This is a genomic window from Snodgrassella sp. M0351, assembly GCF_016100575.1.
In the GTDB taxonomy this organism is placed as follows: domain Bacteria; phylum Pseudomonadota; class Gammaproteobacteria; order Burkholderiales; family Neisseriaceae; genus Snodgrassella; species Snodgrassella alvi.
The window spans coordinates 1276184-1295027 of the sequence record NZ_JACFSG010000001.1; the positions used below are offsets into that span (position 1 = coordinate 1276184).

At 41.1% G+C, this 18844-nt stretch carries 15 protein-coding genes and 1 tRNA gene; 13 read left to right on the forward strand and 3 right to left on the reverse strand.

Going from position 1 to position 18844, the window contains the following annotated elements:
• Positions 1 to 12 precede the first annotated feature (12 nt).
• From pilQ to H3V01_RS05745, 5 genes are all read left to right on the forward strand, one after another.
• The gene (pilQ, locus tag H3V01_RS05725) at positions 13 to 2196 is read left to right on the forward strand and encodes a type IV pilus secretin PilQ (RefSeq protein ID WP_198186218.1); all 2184 of its coding nucleotides are present in this window, start codon (positions 13 to 15) and stop codon (positions 2194 to 2196) included.
• Between the two features lie 246 nt (positions 2197 to 2442).
• Positions 2443 to 2985 carry a shikimate kinase gene (locus tag H3V01_RS05730; protein WP_037394431.1) on the forward strand — a complete coding sequence of 181 codons (543 nt, stop codon included), beginning with the start codon at positions 2443 to 2445 and terminating at the stop codon, positions 2983 to 2985.
• Positions 2986 to 2991: 6 nt separating this feature from the next.
• On the forward strand, positions 2992 to 4074 hold the full coding sequence (gene aroB, locus H3V01_RS05735) for a 3-dehydroquinate synthase (protein WP_198186219.1): 1083 nt from the start codon (positions 2992 to 2994) through the stop codon (positions 4072 to 4074).
• A 61-nt stretch (positions 4075 to 4135) separates the two neighbouring features.
• Positions 4136 to 4843, forward strand: coding sequence for a tRNA (guanosine(46)-N7)-methyltransferase TrmB (trmB, locus tag H3V01_RS05740; protein WP_174833726.1), 708 nt, complete (start codon positions 4136 to 4138; stop codon positions 4841 to 4843).
• Positions 4844 to 4951: 108 nt separating this feature from the next.
• On the forward strand, positions 4952 to 6145 hold the full coding sequence (locus H3V01_RS05745) for an amino acid aminotransferase (protein WP_198186220.1): 1194 nt from the start codon (positions 4952 to 4954) through the stop codon (positions 6143 to 6145).
• A 98-nt stretch (positions 6146 to 6243) separates the two neighbouring features.
• Here the strand turns inward: H3V01_RS05745 and H3V01_RS05750 are convergent, their stop codons facing one another.
• The 3 genes from H3V01_RS05750 to H3V01_RS05760 all read right to left on the reverse strand — a co-directional run bounded on the left by H3V01_RS05750 (position 6244) and on the right by H3V01_RS05760 (position 9161).
• A complete protein-coding gene (locus H3V01_RS05750) occupies positions 6244 to 6819 on the reverse strand; it encodes an HdeD family acid-resistance protein (protein ID WP_198186221.1) in 576 nt (191 codons plus the stop codon).
• Between the two features lie 72 nt (positions 6820 to 6891).
• A complete protein-coding gene (locus H3V01_RS05755; protein WP_232332601.1) occupies positions 6892 to 7389 on the reverse strand; it encodes a DUF3465 domain-containing protein in 498 nt (165 codons plus the stop codon).
• A gap of 146 nt (positions 7390 to 7535) precedes the next feature.
• Positions 7536 to 9161 carry a CTP synthase gene (locus tag H3V01_RS05760; protein ID WP_084547392.1) on the reverse strand — a complete coding sequence of 542 codons (1626 nt, stop codon included), beginning with the start codon at positions 9159 to 9161 and terminating at the stop codon, positions 7536 to 7538.
• Between the two features lie 157 nt (positions 9162 to 9318).
• Here H3V01_RS05760 and gmk point away from each other — a divergent pair, with 157 nt between their 5' ends.
• From gmk to H3V01_RS05800, 8 genes are all read left to right on the forward strand, one after another.
• Positions 9319 to 9930: a guanylate kinase gene (gene gmk, locus H3V01_RS05765; protein WP_025331048.1), complete on the forward strand. Its 612-nt coding sequence runs from the start codon at positions 9319 to 9321 to the stop codon at positions 9928 to 9930.
• 50 nt (positions 9931 to 9980) lie between these two features.
• Complete coding sequence (gene rpoZ, locus H3V01_RS05770) at positions 9981 to 10184, forward strand: DNA-directed RNA polymerase subunit omega (RefSeq protein ID WP_025331049.1); 204 nt, start codon at positions 9981 to 9983, stop codon at positions 10182 to 10184.
• Between the two features lie 15 nt (positions 10185 to 10199).
• The gene (locus tag H3V01_RS05775; RefSeq protein WP_198186222.1) at positions 10200 to 12728 is read left to right on the forward strand and encodes a RelA/SpoT family protein; all 2529 of its coding nucleotides are present in this window, start codon (positions 10200 to 10202) and stop codon (positions 12726 to 12728) included.
• A 278-nt stretch (positions 12729 to 13006) separates the two neighbouring features.
• Positions 13007 to 13219, forward strand: coding sequence for a 30S ribosomal protein S21 (gene rpsU / locus H3V01_RS05780; protein ID WP_025331051.1), 213 nt, complete (start codon positions 13007 to 13009; stop codon positions 13217 to 13219).
• Positions 13220 to 13392: 173 nt separating this feature from the next.
• A complete protein-coding gene (locus H3V01_RS05785) occupies positions 13393 to 13836 on the forward strand; it encodes a GatB/YqeY domain-containing protein (RefSeq protein ID WP_198186223.1) in 444 nt (147 codons plus the stop codon).
• An 82-nt stretch (positions 13837 to 13918) separates the two neighbouring features.
• Positions 13919 to 15703: a DNA primase gene (gene dnaG, locus H3V01_RS05790; protein ID WP_078474752.1), complete on the forward strand. Its 1785-nt coding sequence runs from the start codon at positions 13919 to 13921 to the stop codon at positions 15701 to 15703.
• 60 nt (positions 15704 to 15763) lie between these two features.
• On the forward strand, positions 15764 to 17719 hold the full coding sequence (rpoD, locus tag H3V01_RS05795; RefSeq protein WP_025331054.1) for an RNA polymerase sigma factor RpoD: 1956 nt from the start codon (positions 15764 to 15766) through the stop codon (positions 17717 to 17719).
• Positions 17720 to 17820: 101 nt separating this feature from the next.
• A tRNA-Ile gene (locus H3V01_RS05800) sits at positions 17821 to 17896 on the forward strand.
• Positions 17897 to 18844: the final 948 nt, after the last annotated feature.

The following is an 18844-nucleotide window of genomic DNA, read 5'->3' on the forward strand; positions in this document are numbered from 1 at the left end:
AAGGTACCAAATATGAAAATTAAAACCATATCTATTTTATCCACTCTGGGTCTGGGTTTACTGAGTCAGAGTATAATGGCAGGAAATATTACTGCTATTAATGTTGGTGCACTGCAAAATCAACAACGATTGATTAAAATTCATTTTGATAAAGACCCGGCTCTACCACGTGGTTTTACAACCGAAAATCCTGCACGTATTGCACTGGATTTTGCGAGTACCGGTTTAACCGTACCACAGAATCTGCTTAAATTTGATGATCCTGTATTACAGCAGATTGAAGCTGGTCAGACAGCTGACCGAACACGCATCATGCTTTCACTATCAAAAGCAGCACAATATAATGCAACCATAAAAGGTAATGAAGTCTGGGTTTATGTACAAGACCCGCTTCCGGTTAAAAACAAAGCAAAAAATAAACAAGCTTCTGTTCCTACCGATTCTGCTCCGGTATTCAATGCACCTTATCCGGCACCTAATATAACTGAACAAGTAGTTAACCGTCAGACTTCCAGTGTAGCTGATAATGCTTACAATGTTGCTGATCCGGTTCCGGTTAATGTAGATTTTCAAAAAGGTAAAAACGGTAATGGTGTGGTTTCCATTATCGGATTGAATGGCAAAGCACAGCCAACCATTAAAAGTAACGCTGCGACTCTTACTTTAACCTATAAAAATGTTCCCTTATTAACTGAACAGCAACGTAACTTAGATGTTACCGATTTCAGTACACCGGTACGAGCCATACGTTTACGCAGAATCGGTAACGACACTGAAGTTAGCATTCAGATGCAGGGTGACTGGGACTATACTCAAATGACAAGTGGCAATAATCTTGTCCTGCAGATTTCACGCAAATTTGATGTAGAAAATAAGGGAATACAAGCTAATAATAAATCATTTAAAGGTAAACGCGTATCTCTGGATTTTCAGGATATTGATGTCCGCACTATTTTACAAATTCTGGCAAAAGAATCTGGCATGAACATCGTCGCCAGTGACAGCGTTCAAGGCAAAATGACCATTTCATTGAAAGATGTTCCCTGGGATCAGGCTCTGAATCTGGTTATGGAAACACGAAATCTTGATATGCGTCGTGAAGGAAATGTTATCAACATTGCTCCGCGTGATGAATTCATGTCCAGAGATACTGCCTCTCTTGAACAACAAAGGAAACTGGATGATTTAGGTCCGTTAATTTCTCAGACATTCCAGCTTAAATACCGCAGTGTAGAGGATTTTAAGAAAATATTGCATTTGTCAGATGACGGTAGCTCAAGCGATAGTAAAAGTATTCTGAGCCCTCGTGGTAGTGCCTTACTCGATCCGGCAACTAACACTTTAATTATCACTGATATTAGTAGTGTAATTAAAAAATTTGAAAAACTGATAGCTCAGGTTGATATTTCTTCTCAGCAAGTATTAATTGAAGCAAGAATTGTTGAAACTACAGATAGTTTCGCGCGTGAATTAGGTACCAAGTTCGGTTACACCAGAGGAACTAATAGAACTGAAATTGGCGGTGCTGTCGGCGTGAATTCTGAAAATAATGGTTCAACCCGTTATCCGAATTTTCAATATGGATTTCCAAATGTTAATCTTGGAGTGACTAATCCTACTTCTGTAGTTTCTTGGGTACACCATTTTGCATCAGGTGCACTTGCCTTGGAACTTTCAGCATCTCAGGCTCAAGGTAAAACCAAAATTATTTCTTCACCCCGTGTATTAACTCAGGACCGTAAAGAAGCTAAAATTGAATCAGGTTATGAAGTGCCGTATCAGGAAGCTACTTCAAGCGGGGCTACCTCAACCAGTTTTAAAGATGCAGTCTTAGGGTTGAAAGTAACACCACAGATTACTCCTGACGGCAATATCATTATGACATTGAATGTACAGAATGATCGTCCGATTGCATGTTCGAATGTCGCACCGGATGTACTTCGTTCAGGCGATATCTGTATGCAAAAACGCAATGTTGTTACCCAGACCATGATTGAAAATGGTGGAACATTAATCATTGGCGGCATTTACAATGAAAATAATGAAAACAGTGTGGATAAAGTACCTTTATTAGGTGATATTCCGGGCATTGGTAATTTGTTTAAACACAGAAAGAATACCCAGCAACGTAATGAATTACTTGTTTTCATTACACCCCGGGTAGTTGATTCTGCCAGCGCACCTTTGAAATATTAATTAACTTTCCCTCCAAAAATTTAGCCAGCCTATAAAACAGGCTGGCTTTTTAATTATTAAATATCAACAAGGAAAAACATTTATTAAAGTTATATTTTCTATTTATCAAATATAACTACTTTTCTCGCTATTATTTTTTAAAGTTAGAAAAACAGAAATATACTCATTTACAGATTATGCTATTCATCAAGTATCTACATCAGTTTACTAATGCATAAACTACGGCTCTCAGTTACAATAACAGACATGGATAATATAGCTGGCAATCTGATTCTGATCGGTTTGATGGGAGCAGGTAAAACTACTCTTGGTAAACAACTGGCAACAAAATTACATCGCGATTTTTATGATAGCGATCAAGTAATATGTGAACGTACTGGCGTATCTATTCCCACTATTTTTGAAGTTGAAGGAGAAGCCGGTTTTCGGTTTCGGGAAGCGGCCATTATCAGCGAGCTAGTGCAGCAAAAAAATATTGTTATTGCCACTGGTGGCGGTACTATTTTACAAATCGAAAACCGACTTAAACTGCAACAAAATGGTCACGTTGTTTATCTGCATGCACAACCGGAAATACTGTTAAGCAGAATTCAGCACGACAAAAATCGACCACTACTTCAAGTTTCTGATCCTCTGGCAAAATTGCAAGAACTATATACCGTACGTGATCCTATCTATCGTGCAACAGCCCATACCATAATAGATGTAGACAGTCCTTATAGCTCCAGGACTATTAATCGATTAATTCGATTATTACGATACCCCTCTCAACAACTCTCTCTTTTATAACCCATCATGTATACCCTTTCTGTTGCAACTGCTTCACACCAGTACCCGATATTTATTGGCAGTGATCTGCTGGAATCCGCACAAAATATTCTTGCTCCTTATTTAAATCATAAGATTGCCATTGTTACCAATGTAACCGTTGCTGAATTGTATCTACCTCAATGGCAGCAAATCATGAATCAGGCAGGTTATGAATATTTCAGTATTATTCTACCAGACGGAGAACGGTATAAAAATTGGGAAACTCTCAATTTAATTTATGATGGTCTGATGCAAAACCGTGCCGAACGCCAAACCACCTTACTGGCCTTAGGAGGAGGTGTAATCGGCGATATGGTAGGTTTTGCCGCTGCGACCTATCAGCGCGGCGCACCTTTTATCCAGATTCCTACAACACTGCTCAGTCAGGTAGATTCATCAGTTGGCGGTAAAACAGCAATCAATCATCCTTTAGGTAAAAATATGATTGGAGCGTTTTATCAGCCCCAAGCCGTATTTATTGACTTAAACAGTTTGCAAACATTACCAGCACGTGAATTTTCTGCCGGTTTAGCAGAAGTAATCAAGTATGCCGTATTGGGTGATATCGAATTTCTTCAATGGCTGGAAAATAACATCACCGCATTAATGGCACAGAATCCATCAATACTAGCTGAAGCCGTTTATCGTTGCTGTCAGATGAAAGCTGAAATTGTGGGTGCCGATGAAAAAGAAGCCGGTATCCGTGCTTATTTAAATCTGGGACATACATTCGGCCATGCCATCGAAGCAGAAATGGGTTATGGTAATTGGCTGCATGGAGAAGCTGTGGCTGCCGGTACAGTACTTGCCTGCCGTTTATCTGAGCAACTGGGTTATTTGAACAAAAAAGATACGGAGCGTGTTATTGCATTATTAAATCAGGCCAAGCTACCCGTTCTCCCTCCGGCGATGTCACTTAAGGCATGGCTTGGACATATGAGCCATGATAAAAAAGTAATTGATGGAAAATTACGTTTTGTTGCACTCAAACAACTTGGGCAGGCAATGATAGCTGATAATATTGTAACCGAAACACTAGCCACAACTCTGAAACCCTATATCTTGTGAAGCATGTTAGAATCTGCGCCTAATTCTATTATCGACTTTTACATTAAACACAAGATAAAGTATGACTAATCAATCCGATCTCCAGGCGGAAAATAATCACGATCATAAGCGCAGCATCCGCAGTTTTGTTCTTCGTCAAGGCCATATGACAGCTGCCCAGCAGCGTGCCATTGATACTCAATGGCCACTGTTTGGTATTGATTTTAACCAAAATCAAATTGATTTAGATATCATCTTCAATCGTCCTTCACCAAAAATTCTGGAAATTGGCTTTGGGATGGGAGTAGCAACAGCTGCAATTGCCCAAAACCTGCCTGAGTGTGATTTTCTGGCTATTGATGTACACGGCCCGGGCGTAGGTAATCTGCTAAAGCTGATTCAGGAACAAAATATTCAGAATATACGGGTGATGCGCCACGATGCGGTGGAAGTCGTCAATTACATGCTCCATGATAATAGTTTGCATGGGATTCATATTTTCTTTCCTGATCCATGGCATAAAAAACGCCATAATAAACGACGTCTGATTCAGATACCTTTTATTGCCCAATTACTTCCCAAACTGAAGCAAAACGGCTATATCCATTTGGCTACCGACTGGCAGGAATATGCCGATCAGATGCTTGAAGTGTTATCCAACTTCCCTGAATTACAAAATACTGCTGATAATTTTGCTGCCACTCCGGCCTACCGGCCGGAAACTAAATTTGAAGCACGCGGAAAACGTCTGGGACACGGTGTGTGGGATTTGATTTTTGTAAAAAAATAACATCAAGAATTAATAAAAAGTAAAGACATTTAAGGTACAATCAACCTGATTGCATTGCGGCAATTCTTTTTTCTGTTAAATAATATTGCTGTCTTCTAAGGAACTGAGATGTTTCAGAATGTCGAATACTATCCGGGCGATCCCATTCTGGGTCTGATGGATCAATACAAACAAGATTCACGTAATCAGAAAGTAAATTTGGGTGTTGGTGTTTATTATGACGATACCGGCCATGTCCCAGTACTGGAATGCGTTAGCACCGTAGAATCGCAACTGGTTAAAGAAAATTTACCACATGATTACCTGCCTATGGACGGACTGCCCGGTTATCGCCAGGCCTGCCAGAAATTATTACTTGGCAGTGAACATGAAGCTATTAAAAGTGCACGAGTTGCTACCATTGCCAGCCTTGGTGGTTCTGGTGCCCTGCGCGTCGGTGCTGAATTTATTTACCGTTGGTTTCCTCAGGCAAAAGTCTATGTCAGCAATCCTACCTGGGGTAACCACATCAGTATTTTTGAGGGTGCAGGCATAGAAGTACTAAAATACCCCTACTATGATCCTGAAACAATTGGCATTAAATTCACAGAATTAAAACAATTCCTTCAGCAACTGGATGCAGGCAATATTATTTTGTTACATCCATGCTGCCATAATCCTACCGGTGTAGACCCAAGCCAAGAACAATGGGATGAGCTGCTTGAGATTATCAAACAAAAACAGCTTATCCCTTTTATGGATATAGCATATCAGGGCTTTGGTGACGATATAGAAACCGATACCTATGCTATTCGTAAAGCTGTTGATTTAGGCTTATGTGTTTATATCAGCAACTCTTTTTCTAAAAATCTTTCAATGTACGGCGAGCGAGTGGGTGGTCTAAGTATTGTCTGCCCGACAGCTGAAGAAGCCCGTCTTGTACAAAGTCAGCTTAAATTTACTGTACGCCGTTTATATTCAAGCCCTCCTGCACACGGCGGTCATGTCGTTGACCGTGTAATGAACAATAATCAGTTATTCAAGCAATGGGAACAGGAAGTCTATATGATGCGCGATCGTATTCGCGCTATGCGCAGCCGTTTGCATGAAGTTTTACAGGCAAAATTCCCAGAACGCGATTTCAGCTATTTTGTAAAACAACGGGGTATGTTCAGCTTCACTGGTCTAAATCCGCAGCAGGTTCAACGTCTGAAAAGCGAATTTGGTGTATATATGGTTGAAAATGGTCGTATGTGCATGGCTGGATTAAATAGCAGTAATATAGAATACGTAGCTAATGCAATGGTTGCTGTACTAAAGTAATTAGTGTCTGAACAATGAAACTGGCTGATTATTAATTAATCAGCCAGTTTCATTATTTGTATTACCAATACAATAAATTCAATTACAAAATAAATTTCTTAATTGATTGGATGGATAGCAAACCGGCGCAACCGGAAAGCCAATGCAATATTCATGACACCGAATAATGCTGCATAAACACCAATTACCCAAGTTAATGCTATACCGCCCTGCACTGGATCAATTAACAGAATAATACCCACCAAAACCGATAAGATACCGGCAATAATCATCCACCATTCACCCTGAATAGTCTTGCGTAAACGTATTGCAGTTATAATTTGAAATATACCGGATATCAAAGCCCAAGCAGCAATAAATGTAATTAAAACCAGCCAGGTAATTCCCGGAACAAAAAATGTCAGGATACCGGCCAGAATACTTACAATACCCCAAATCAGCATTAACCACCAATCCTGATGACTTTTTCGACCATTAATAGAAATGATTACGCCCATTACACCATCTATTAAAGCATAAACACCGAAGAATATAACCATGACCATTATAGTTATGAATGGATAGAACCACGTTAGCAACCCAAAAATCAATGCAGCAATCCCACGTAAAAGTACTATCCACCAATTTTTTGAAAGTAAATTAGCTAACGGACTGCGAAATGTAAAATTATTCACAATATTTCCTTTAATTAAATGTCCATTTCTAAATGATAAAATATTAATGGATAAGATATCAATAAACGATTGCTATTGATAACGCTTATTTTTATATAACAGCCAGCCATCATGATGACGATGCTTTGGATCATGGTGTGTCCAATGGACTAATCCGCCACGGTTGTTACTGATATACTCACCAGAAAAGCCAACTGTGTCATCACGCTGCAAATCATTCAGCCTCGGCGCTATATCAATATTATGCACTATTAAAACCGTACTATCTGTGCCTGTACGCAGTATAAAACGCTGATGACGACTGCCTTTATTATCATCAGGTAATGTTTTAATAACTTTACCTTCTCCATATACCTGTACTTTATCAAGATTTTCTTTTTGAGCTTGCTCAATCGACACACTTTCCTTTGGATTACTTGCAACAGGTGCAGTAGTAAAACTATGCCGCATAGATTTAAAGGAATTAATTACCTGTTCCTGTGCCTGGCTTTTTGGCTGCTCGTCTGTTGTGCTTTGCAACCATAACCATAAGCCCAGTGCCACAATAACCAGCAAAATAACTTTCTTCATAAGTAAAAATTTTGATGTGCAGTTAGTAATAATTTAATTCATCATACAAAATGTAATCAGTGATAGCAAAATTAATGTTGATATAAATAAAAAATCAGGCTATCTGGAAATCCGGATAGCCTGATTCTAATAAAAACTATAATAATTTATTTTTTATAAGCTAATGCTGCTTTAATAAAGGCTGTAAACAAAGGATGGCCATTTTTTGGTGTTGAAGTAAACTCAGGATGAAACTGACAAGCGAAAAACCAAGGGTGATTCGGTAATTCAATTGTTTCAACCAAATGCTCATGCCCGGTAGATACACCACCAATAACCAAACCAGCCTGTTCTAACTGTGGCACATAATAGTTATTAACTTCATAACGATGACGATGACGCTCGCGAATCAACTCATTACCATAAATGTTTCTTGCCAATGAGCCGTCAGCCAGCTTAACCTCTTGTGCGCCTAAACGCATCGTACCGCCAAGATTAGTATTAACATCGCGCTTTTCAATCTGCCCGTCCCTATCCTGCCACTCACTAATCAAAGCAACAACAGGATGCTGGGTTTTCAGATCAAATTCAGTTGAATTAGCTCCATCCAGATTAGCCACATCACGTGCATATTCAATCAGCGCGATTTGCATGCCCAGACAGATACCCAGATAAGGAATTTGCTTTTCACGCGCATAACGAACAGCAGCGATTTTTCCTTCAACACCACGCGTACCGAAACCACCAGGAACCAGTATGGCATCCATATCTTCTAAGCAGGCCGTTCCTTCTGTTTCCAAAGCTTCACTATCTATATAATGAATATCTACTTCAGTTTCGGTCTGAATACCGGCATGCTTTAAAGCTTCCGACAAAGATTTATATGATTCAGTTAAATCGACATATTTGCCGACCATGGCAATTTTTACTTTGTGTTTCGGATGTTGTACTAAATAAACAATCTTATTCCATGCAGTCAGATCGGCCTGCTGAACATTAAGTTGCAGCTGCTCACAGATAATATTGTCAATACCCTGATCATGAAGCATTGCCGGCACTTCATAAATGCTATTAACATCATAACAGCTTATAACTGCACGCTCTTCAACATTACAGAACAAAGCGATCTTACGTTTTTCTTCTTCCGGCATCGGCCGGTCCATACGGCAGATAAGCACATCCGGCTGAATGCCGATTTCACGTAATTCTTTAACGGAATGCTGAGTCGGTTTGGTTTTTATCTCACCTGCGGCCGCAATATACGGTACATAGGAAAGATGAACAAAAAGGGTATTGGTTCGCCCCTGCTGGCTGCGCATTTGTCTGATGGCTTCCAGAAAAGGCAAAGACTCAATATCACCTACCGTACCCCCGATTTCGACAATCGCCACATCGAAACCGGCAGCACCTTCATGAATTTTGCGTTTGATTTCATCAGTAATGTGGGGAATAACCTGAACAGTGCCCCCCAGATAATCACCACGGCGTTCTTTATGAATTACACTTTCATACACCTGGCCGGATGTAAAATTATTGCGCTTTTGCATCGTAGCATCAATAAAGCGCTCGTAATGCCCGAGATCCAGATCTGTTTCAGCACCATCATCAGTAACAAATACTTCCCCATGCTGAAAAGGACTCATTGTACCCGGATCAACATTAATATACGGATCCAGTTTGAGCATGGTTACTTTTAAACCACGGGATTCTAAAATAGCAGCAGTAGACGCAGCGGCAATGCCTTTACCCAGTGAAGAGACCACACCGCCAGTTACAAAAATAAACTTGGTCATGACAATCAGCAGGAAATTGAATTGAGCATTTTAGCCGAAAACAGCATGAAATGAAAGATACTGTCCAGTCACATAAAGAGTAAGAATATTATCTCCAGATTGGCGCAATAATCACGGTTGTGGCATAATTAATCACCGTAACCGCTAAATTTTTATTATGTTGCAATCTGGACATATTTTCATTGTTTCCGCCGCTTCCGGAACAGGCAAAACCACTCTGGTTTCACGTCTGAGTGCCTGTCAGCCTGATATCCGTATTTCTATCTCCCACACCACCAGAATGCCGCGAGATGGAGAACAAAATGGCATTCATTACCATTTTGTCAGCCGTGATGAATTTGAGCAAATGATTGCTGCCAATGCCTTCATAGAACATGCAAATGTCTATGGTAATTATTACGGCACCAGTTTAAAAGCTGTTGAGTCATTATCAAAACAGGGCTATAACGTTATTCTGGAAATAGATGTGCAGGGTGCTGAACAGATCCGCCGTTTATTACCGGAAGCCACCAGCATTTTTATTCTGCCTCCGTCAATGGCTGAACTGAACGAACGTCTGCGAAACAGAGGCACAGATAGTGAAGATGTAATAGCCTACCGGCTGGAAAAATCACGTGAAGAAATAGAGCAAAGCCTGTTATTCGATTATGTGATTGTTAATGAAGAGATTACACAGGCAGAAAATGACCTGCTGGCGATTATTCGCTCAGTTGGCTTGCGTGCCAAAGCACAAAGCCAGACAATTATACAAATTTTATCCGAAAAATAATTTATTTAACTTTTATTACTTATCCTGATATCAGGAATGGAACTCAGATTATGGCTCGTATCACTGTAGAAGATTGTATCGGACGTATTCCGAATCATTTTGACCTGACCATGATAGCTGCTTTACGCGCTCGTCAGCTTGCCAACGGCGCTACTGCACTGGTCGAAGAAGATCATGATAAACCGACTGTCATTGCCTTACGCGAAATTGCCGGCGGACAAATCGGAACAGAATTACTTAACCAGCAAAAATAATACAGGCAAACAGCCATGTACCCCCCCAGCGTGCCTTATAAACCACCAGTAAATCAATGGCGGGATAATCTTTTCGCACATACGGAATATCTGAATAAACAGGAACGCTGGGAATTGCTGGAACAGGCATGCGCCTATATATATTCTCTTGCAGACAAAACTGGCAAAACTGCATTACTGGAACGCAGTTTTGCCATTACTATATCTCTTGCGCAAAATCTGCACAGAGTACAAGCTCTTGCTGCCGTTTTAATCAAAATTGCTTTTGAAGATTTAGGTACTTCAGATTCTCATCTGCCAAGTCATGCATTAGGACAGGTGGGGATGAAAATTTTAAACGAAATTAATACTTCAGCATATACCGATATTGCTTCACAATTTAAATGCTGTGAGCAGCAAATAGAAAACAGCTATCATGCCATTATTACCGAGGCACAGAATAAATTATTGCACACCGCTTCTTACCTCGGAAAAGATGATCTGCAATTACTTGGCAAAGCCTGTGAATTCGGTGCAACTGCACATCAGGGACAGTTTCGCAATAGTGGTCTGCCCTATATTACCCACCCCATAGCAGTGGCGACACAACTGGCTGAATGGCATGTAGACATTCAGGCTTTATGCGCTGGTGTATTACACGACGTACTGGAAGATACCGGTACCACCAAAGAAGAAATTATTGCCGTATTCGGAGAAACCATAGCCAATATGGTTGACGGTCTATCGAAACTGGAAAAACTGGAATATAACAGCCAGCAGGAAGCACAGGCTGAAAGTTTCCGCAAGCTTATTATGGCAATGACACAGGACGTACGGGTGATCATTGTCAAGCTGTCAGACCGGCTGCACAATATGCGCACACTGTCAGCAAAAAAACCAGCCAGCCGAAGACGTATTGCTCAGGAAACCATGGAAATCTATGCGCAGCTGGCCAATCGCATCGGATTAAACCATGTTTACCGCGAATTACAGGACCTGGCATTCAAGCATTTGTATCCGCATCGCTATGAAGTACTCGCCAAAGCTATTCAGTCATCCCGGCGTAACCGGCGTGACGTGGTAGGAAAAGTACTGCGCGCATTCAGTCAGCGTCTGGTTAGTGCCAATATCGAGGCACAGGTAAGAGGCCGGGAAAAAAATCTTTATAGCATATATGAAAAAATGCGCCGGAAAAATCTCCATTTTGCCGACGTAATGGATATATATGCATTCAGAGTTATCGTTAATAATATACCGGCCTGCTATACCGCTTTAGGCGTACTGCATAATCTTTACAAGCCTAAGCCGGGAAGAATCAAAGACTATATCGCCATCCCCAAAAATAATGGTTACCAGAGTCTGCACACCATACTGGTAGGTCCGTATGGTCTGCCAATTGAAGTACAGATTCGTACACATGAAATGGATACCATTGCCGAACGCGGTATAGCCAGTTACTGGATGCACAAAGATGGTGAACAGAATAGCTTTGATCAGGCTCAGATGCGTACTAATCAATGGCTGCAAAGCATACTTGATATTCAGGCGCATAGTGCCAATGCCATTGAATTCTTTGAACATGTAAAAACTGATCTGTTTCCAAACGAGGTATACGTTTTCACCCCTAAAGGCAAAATCATTACCTTACCGGAAGGTGCCACACCGGTGGATTTTGCTTATGCAGTTCACACCGGCATTGGTAATCGCACTGTTTCAGCACGTATTAATCACAATCTTATGCCATTACGCACCCGACTGCACACTGGTGATACAGTAGAAATCATTACCTCCAGCAATGGTCATCCTACCCCGGCATGGCTTGATTTTGCCGTTTCCAGCCATGCACGCAGCGCCATTCGCAGCCAGATTAAAAAAATGAATCGCTCAGATGCTATCCGTCTGGGTGAGAAATTATTACAAAAAGCACTCTCCAGCCTGTTACCGGAAAACGTTTTACTTTCAGACAGCCTGAAAGATAAATATCTGGCCGATTTACAACAGAAAAATACTTCCTTTGAAAATATCCTGTGCGAAGTTGGTATGGGGTTGTTGCAACCGGTTTCTATAGCCATGCACATCGCAGAGCTGGCTGGAGAACACTTTAACAACACTATTAAACTGGCACCCATTAATCTTACCGGCAATGAATCTACCCATATTCATCTGGCCAAATGCTGCCACCCTATTCCCGGCGATACTATTAAAGCCCTATTAATCAAAGATCAGGGAATCATCATCCATCGTGATACCTGTAGTACCATTCTGAAAACAGATCCTGAGCTTCAACTTGATGCTAACTGGGATATTATGCAGGCAAGCAACTATCAAACAACACTGTGTTTGAATGCAATCGACAGTCATGGCTTACTGGCCACTATTGCTCAGGCCATTTCCTCTAATGGCGGAGATATCAAGTCGGTTGAAACAACATCGAAAAAGCTTGAAGGCATTGAGGGATTTATCGAATTTCGCTTTGTTTTACAGGTAAAAGATCTAGACCAGCTGAACCAGATTACCCGGGATCTGCACTCTGTACCTCAGATTCGCCGCGTAAACCGCGTCTGAACAATCTTTCCTGATAAATATTCATATATATATCTGTTAAATATCATCTTGACGAACGATATTTAATCAGACATAATTCTGCCTTATTTTTAAAATAAACCTATGTCTGTTATTACTTTGTTTATCACAGATATAGCCATTATTTACACCTTAGGAGGTGATGTTGTAAACGGTTATGCGGTACCGTAAACACCGCCCTAGCCCTAAGTGGCAATATTTAAATATTTAGCTGATTAATAAGTAATCAGCATCAGAACTCATTTATTCAGGAAAAAAACATGCCTTCTGTACGTGTAAAAGAAAATGAACCTTTTGAAGTTGCGATGCGTCGCTTTAAACGCTCTGTTGAAAAAACCGGTCTGATGACCGAACTGCGTGCTCGTGAAGCTTACGAAAAACCAACTACTGAACGTAAACGTAAAAAAGCAGCAGCCGTAAAACGTTTACAGAAACGCTTGCGCAGCCAGCAATTGCCACCAAAATTCTATTAATTGGTAGCTCCGGTTTATCATTTTCTGGTAACCGGAAATAAATACAATTGAAAACAATACCGCAGGCTATTGCTTGCGGTATTTGCATTTTACAGAAATAACTATCTGAAGCACCGCAATTTTAGCAGTATCATACTAAACTAATTTAATTTTTATTTATTGCGAGCATTATTATGAGCCTGAAACAACAACTGCAAGAAGATATGAAAACTGCCTTGCGCAATCATGATTCAGCTACCCTGTCCACCATTCGAATGGCACTGGCTGCAATAAAACAGATCGAAGTAGATGAACGAATCGAAGTAGACGATACCCGCTTCATAGCTATTATCAGCAAAATGGTGAAACAGCGCAAAGAGTCTGTACGCATGTATACCGAGGCTGGCAGAACTGATCTGGCAGAAAAAGAACAGTTAGAAATCGATCTGCTGCAGAATTATCTGCCCAAAATGCTCGACGAAGCTGAAATTGACGCAGCAATTAAAGAAGCCATAACCAGCACAGGCGCTACGCAGCCAAGTGATATGGGTAAAGTTATGGGTGTACTGAAAAAAACACTGGCCGGTAAAGCTGACATGAGTGAAGTCAGCAAAAAAATCAAACAGCTTTTAAACTAAAAGTTATCTGCATTAACCATAACAGCAGATCAGAAAGACCGTTTTCCAATCTTTCATATTGAAGATAGCAGGCATAGTTGGCATGATTCCCAGTGAATTTATTGACGAATTATTAAATAAAATTGATGTCGTCGATGTAATTGAAGAGTTTGTACCGTTAAAAAAAAGCGGTGCCAACTACATGGCCTGCTGCCCTTTTCACAAAGAAAAATCTCCTTCCTTTTCTGTCAGTCCCAGCAAACAGTTTTATCATTGCTTTGGCTGCGGTGTACATGGTTCAGCCATTGGCTTTATCATGGAATATCAAGGATTAAGCTTTCAGGAAGCTGTGCAATTTTTGGCCGACCGGATCGGAATGACCGTACCCAGACAGATCGGCAACAGCAACTCACAGGCACATAAAGCCCTTAAACAGCAACAGCAGACACTGGAACAAACCACAGCTGATGCCGCCACCTTTTACCAGCAACAACTTAAAACCTCGCCAAGTGCTCAGAATTACTTACAGCAGCGAGGGCTGAGCGATGAAATCATTCTTCATTATGGTTTGGGCTATGCACCTGATGACTGGCAGGCACTGGCAAAAGTATTCCAGCCCTATCCAAGCAATGCACTAGTAAACAGCGGTATGGTCATCACCAAAGACGACCGCCATTACGACCGGTTCCGTAACCGTATTATGTTTCCAATCCGCAGTACCCGCGGTCAGATTATCGGGTTTGGTGCGCGCATTCTGGATTCAGGCGAACCTAAATATCTTAATTCACCTGAAACTCCCTTGTTTGATAAAGGTCGTAATCTGTATGGCTTGTATGAAGCACGTGCCGCCATTAAAGAAGCACAGCGTGTACTGGTAGTAGAAGGTTATATGGACGTAGTTGCCCTGGCACAGTTTGGTCTGGGCTATGCAGTAGCCGCACTCGGTACAGCCACCACCGCCGAACATGTGCGCTTACTGATGCGGCAAAGCGACCATATCTATTTTTGCTTTGACGGCGACAGCGCAGGTAAAAAAGCAGCCTGGCGGGCTTTAGAAAATGCCTTACCGCAGTTAAAAGACGACAAAATTTTACACTTTCTGTTCTTACCGGCCGAACACGATCCTGACAGTTATGTACGCAGCTATGGATTAAAACCATTTGAAGATGCATTACTCAATCAGAGTTTGCCACTATCAGCCTATTTCTGGCAGGTACTGACAGAAAATATTGATATGGATACACAGGAAGGCAAAGCGGAGCTAATTAAAACCGCCAGTCCTTTACTGGCGCAAATCAAAGCACCTGCACTTTCTTTTCTGCTGCGTCAGGAGCTTAGTCGGAAAGTAGGTATTGATGAACACAATCTGGCACAACTGCTCGGGCAGGAACTGCCCAGACCTCAGACTATCAGACAGAAAAGTTATCAATTACCCCGCAATACTTTCCGGCAACCGCCAGTCATGTCATTAGTGCAAAAGCAGATACGTGCGCTATTGATAAATCCGCAATGGGCCGTATATATAGAACTACCAGAATATCTGGACCTGCACGGCGATTATGCATGCCTCGCCGCGCTGGCTGAACGTATTCAAGCCTCCGTTACCCCGTTAAACAGTGGTGCCGTGCTGGAACTGATGCGTAATACTGAATTTGAACCCGTTATCCGGCAGATTATTCATGATTATATGGACTCACCGGATGTCATGCAGCCAGGCAATGAAGATGACTGCACCACATTCAGACAGGGCATGCAAAAATTACTGGACAACCTTAAAACACAGCAGATTGATGCGTTGAAGCGCAAACTCCAGCATGAGCGACTAAGTGCCGACGAAAAACAGTTACTACTGCTACTTTTAAGTCCGTCCAAAATGCCGTCAGTATAAACCGGCGGTTATTGTAAACGCTTGCAGCGACAAAGTCGTTGTGAATACATCGAGTAAAATATGGCAAACTCCACACCTAAGAAATCCACTATTGATACCAGTCAGGAACAGGATGATACTCGCCCGTTAACCGCAGAAGAACAGCGTGCCCGCCTGCGTCAGCTGATTATTCAGGGTAAAGAGCGTGGTTATATTACCTACGCCGAAATCAATGATGCCCTGCCCGACGAAATGTCTGACGCCGATCAGATTGACAACATTGTATCGATGATCTCCGGTCTGGGTATTCAGGTTACAGAAGAAGCTCCTGATGCCGAAAGCCTGCTCATGGGCGACAACACCGCCAACATGACCGATGACGATGCAGTAGCAGAAGCAGAAGCAGCACTATCCAATGCCGACAACGAATTTGGACGAACCACCGATCCGGTACGCATGTATATGCGTGAAATGGGACAGGTAGACCTGCTGACCCGTGAAGATGAAATCATCATCGCCAAAAAAATCGAAAATGCCCTGCGTAACATGATTCAGGCCATTTCCGCATGTCCGGGATCAGTAGCAGAAATACTTGCTCTGATTGATGCCGTGCGCAAAGACGAAATCAAAGTAGACGAAATAGTCGAAGCCATTGTCGACCCGCATGAAGAGCTGCTGGATGAACTGGGCATTGGTCTGGATACCAAAAACGAAGACACCGAAATTACTGATGACAGTGATGACAGTGTAGACGTTGATGATGAAGAAAATGATGAAGAGAGTGCAGCACTGGCCGCTTCAGCCAACCTTGAAGAACTGCGCCAGAAAACACTCGAACATTTTGATGGTATTCAAAGCCTGTACGATACTATGGTTGCCACCTTACAGGAAAAAGGTAGTCACCATGACGATTACCTGAAATTACAGCAGGAAATCGCCGAACAACTGCTACAGGTGCGTTTCGCTACCCGTCAGATTGAAAGCCTGTGCGACAATCTGCGTATGCGTGTTAATCAGGTAAGACAGCTTGAACGCGAGATTCGCGATATTGCCCTGAACCGCGTCCACATGGAACGCGACTATTTTATTAAAAGCTTTACCAATCGTACTACCGACCTGGGCTGGGTAGATGAAGAACTCTCCCTGAACCGCGTATGGAATGAAGCATTGCGCCGTTTTCAGTATGCCATCATCGAAAAACAGACCGAACTGGCCAATCTGGAGCAGTCTGCCCAGATCTCACTGGATGAGCTTAAACAGATTAACAAAAATATGGTGAAAAGCGAGCAGGAAACTGCCGCAGCCAAACAGGAAATGATTCAGGCCAACCTGCGTCTGGTGATTTCCATTGCCAAAAAATACACCAACCGCGGTCTGCAATTTCTCGACCTGATTCAGGAAGGTAATATCGGCCTGATGAAAGCCGTAGATAAATTTGAATATCGCCGCGGCTATAAATTTTCCACCTATGCCACATGGTGGATTCGTCAGGCGATTACCCGCTCTATCGCCGATCAGGCTCGTACCATCCGTATTCCGGTACACATGATTGAAACCATCAACAAAATGAACCGTATCTCCCGCCAGTATCTGCAGGAAAACGGCGAAGAAGCTGATTCTGCCAAACTGGCTGAACTGATGGAAATGCCGGAAGACAAAATCCGCAAAATCATGAAAATTGCCAAAGAGCCTATTTCAATGGAAACTCCGATTGGTGATGATGATGATTCTCATCTGGGCGACTTTATCGAAGACGCAAACAACGTCGCACCTGCAGATGCAGCCATGTATTCCAGTCTGCGCGAAGTAACCAAAGATGTACTTGAAAGCCTGACTCCGCGCGAAGCCAAAGTACTGCGCATGCGCTTCGGTATCGACATGAATACCGATCATACACTTGAGGAAGTGGGTAAACAGTTTGATGTTACCCGTGAACGCATCCGTCAGATTGAAGCAAAAGCCCTGCGCAAACTGCGCCACCCTACCCGCTCTGACCGGCTGAAAAGCTTTCTTGATAGTGACGAAAACAAACAATAAACATTTTTTTGTTTAAAACCAGAATCATCCGCCAAGAGCGGGTGATTTTTTATGTAAAACCTTGCAATACCCATCCGTATTGGTTACAATACACAGATTACGGGTCTGTAGCTCAGGGGTTAGAGCAGGGGACTCATAATCCCTTGGTCGTGGGTTCGAACCCCACTGGACCCACCAGATAACCCATAAAATTCTGTATCAGAACAGAGTTTTTATTAAAAAAAGCCGCTTTCAGCGGCTTTTTTATAGCTTAATAAAATAATCTGCATAAATAATAAATACTATAATTTTATTATACAGGCATGCATTTTCATTCAATAATCACTGTAAACACATCCTGTAAAAATCCTGAGCTAAAAATTATATTTATAATATTCTGCAAACAATATTTTAAACTATAGCTACCAAATAATTGTTTAATTATGATTTTTATCATCTGTCTAGCTGAATATATCTCAGTCCGAATGATATATTTACATTAAAACAGTAATTTTCATTTAACATTTATTCATCATAAAAAAGCAATTGGTTAATTATACTTTATAACAAATACATTTCTCCGAATTTAGCTTTGGCAAATTAACTAATCATATTTTAAAAATTAACATAAATATAATAAATATTAGAATAAAATCCTTTTTACATGCATATAGTTGCACAATTAATACACTTATTTCTGATTTTTATATTTTTTTTAATTATCCGTAAATCTCACGTCAGTACTGGCTTTAAAACCGGTAATATTAGTTAAGCATAAAACACAAAAACTAATAAATAACAAAAACTTTTATTAACATTTATAATTCTACCCGTAACATCCGGCTTTATTAATCTGGAGAATGTTAATTTATGAAATATAAAACCTGCTCTTTTACACATCAAAATATCATATAGCATATTTGCTTTGTATTTTTATGAAAACACTTATTTTTCTAAAATATTTTGATCAACTTTCCGACACTGCTATCCGCTAATGTTATTATCATAAAGTTAACCTTATTTGAATAGGATATAACATATCTTCTATAATTATTTCGTATAGGATTATTTTTATTTGTTAATTAGCAATTAGCGTGCAAATAAAACAAATTTGTAAATTTATAGCTACTGTTTATTTTTAAATAC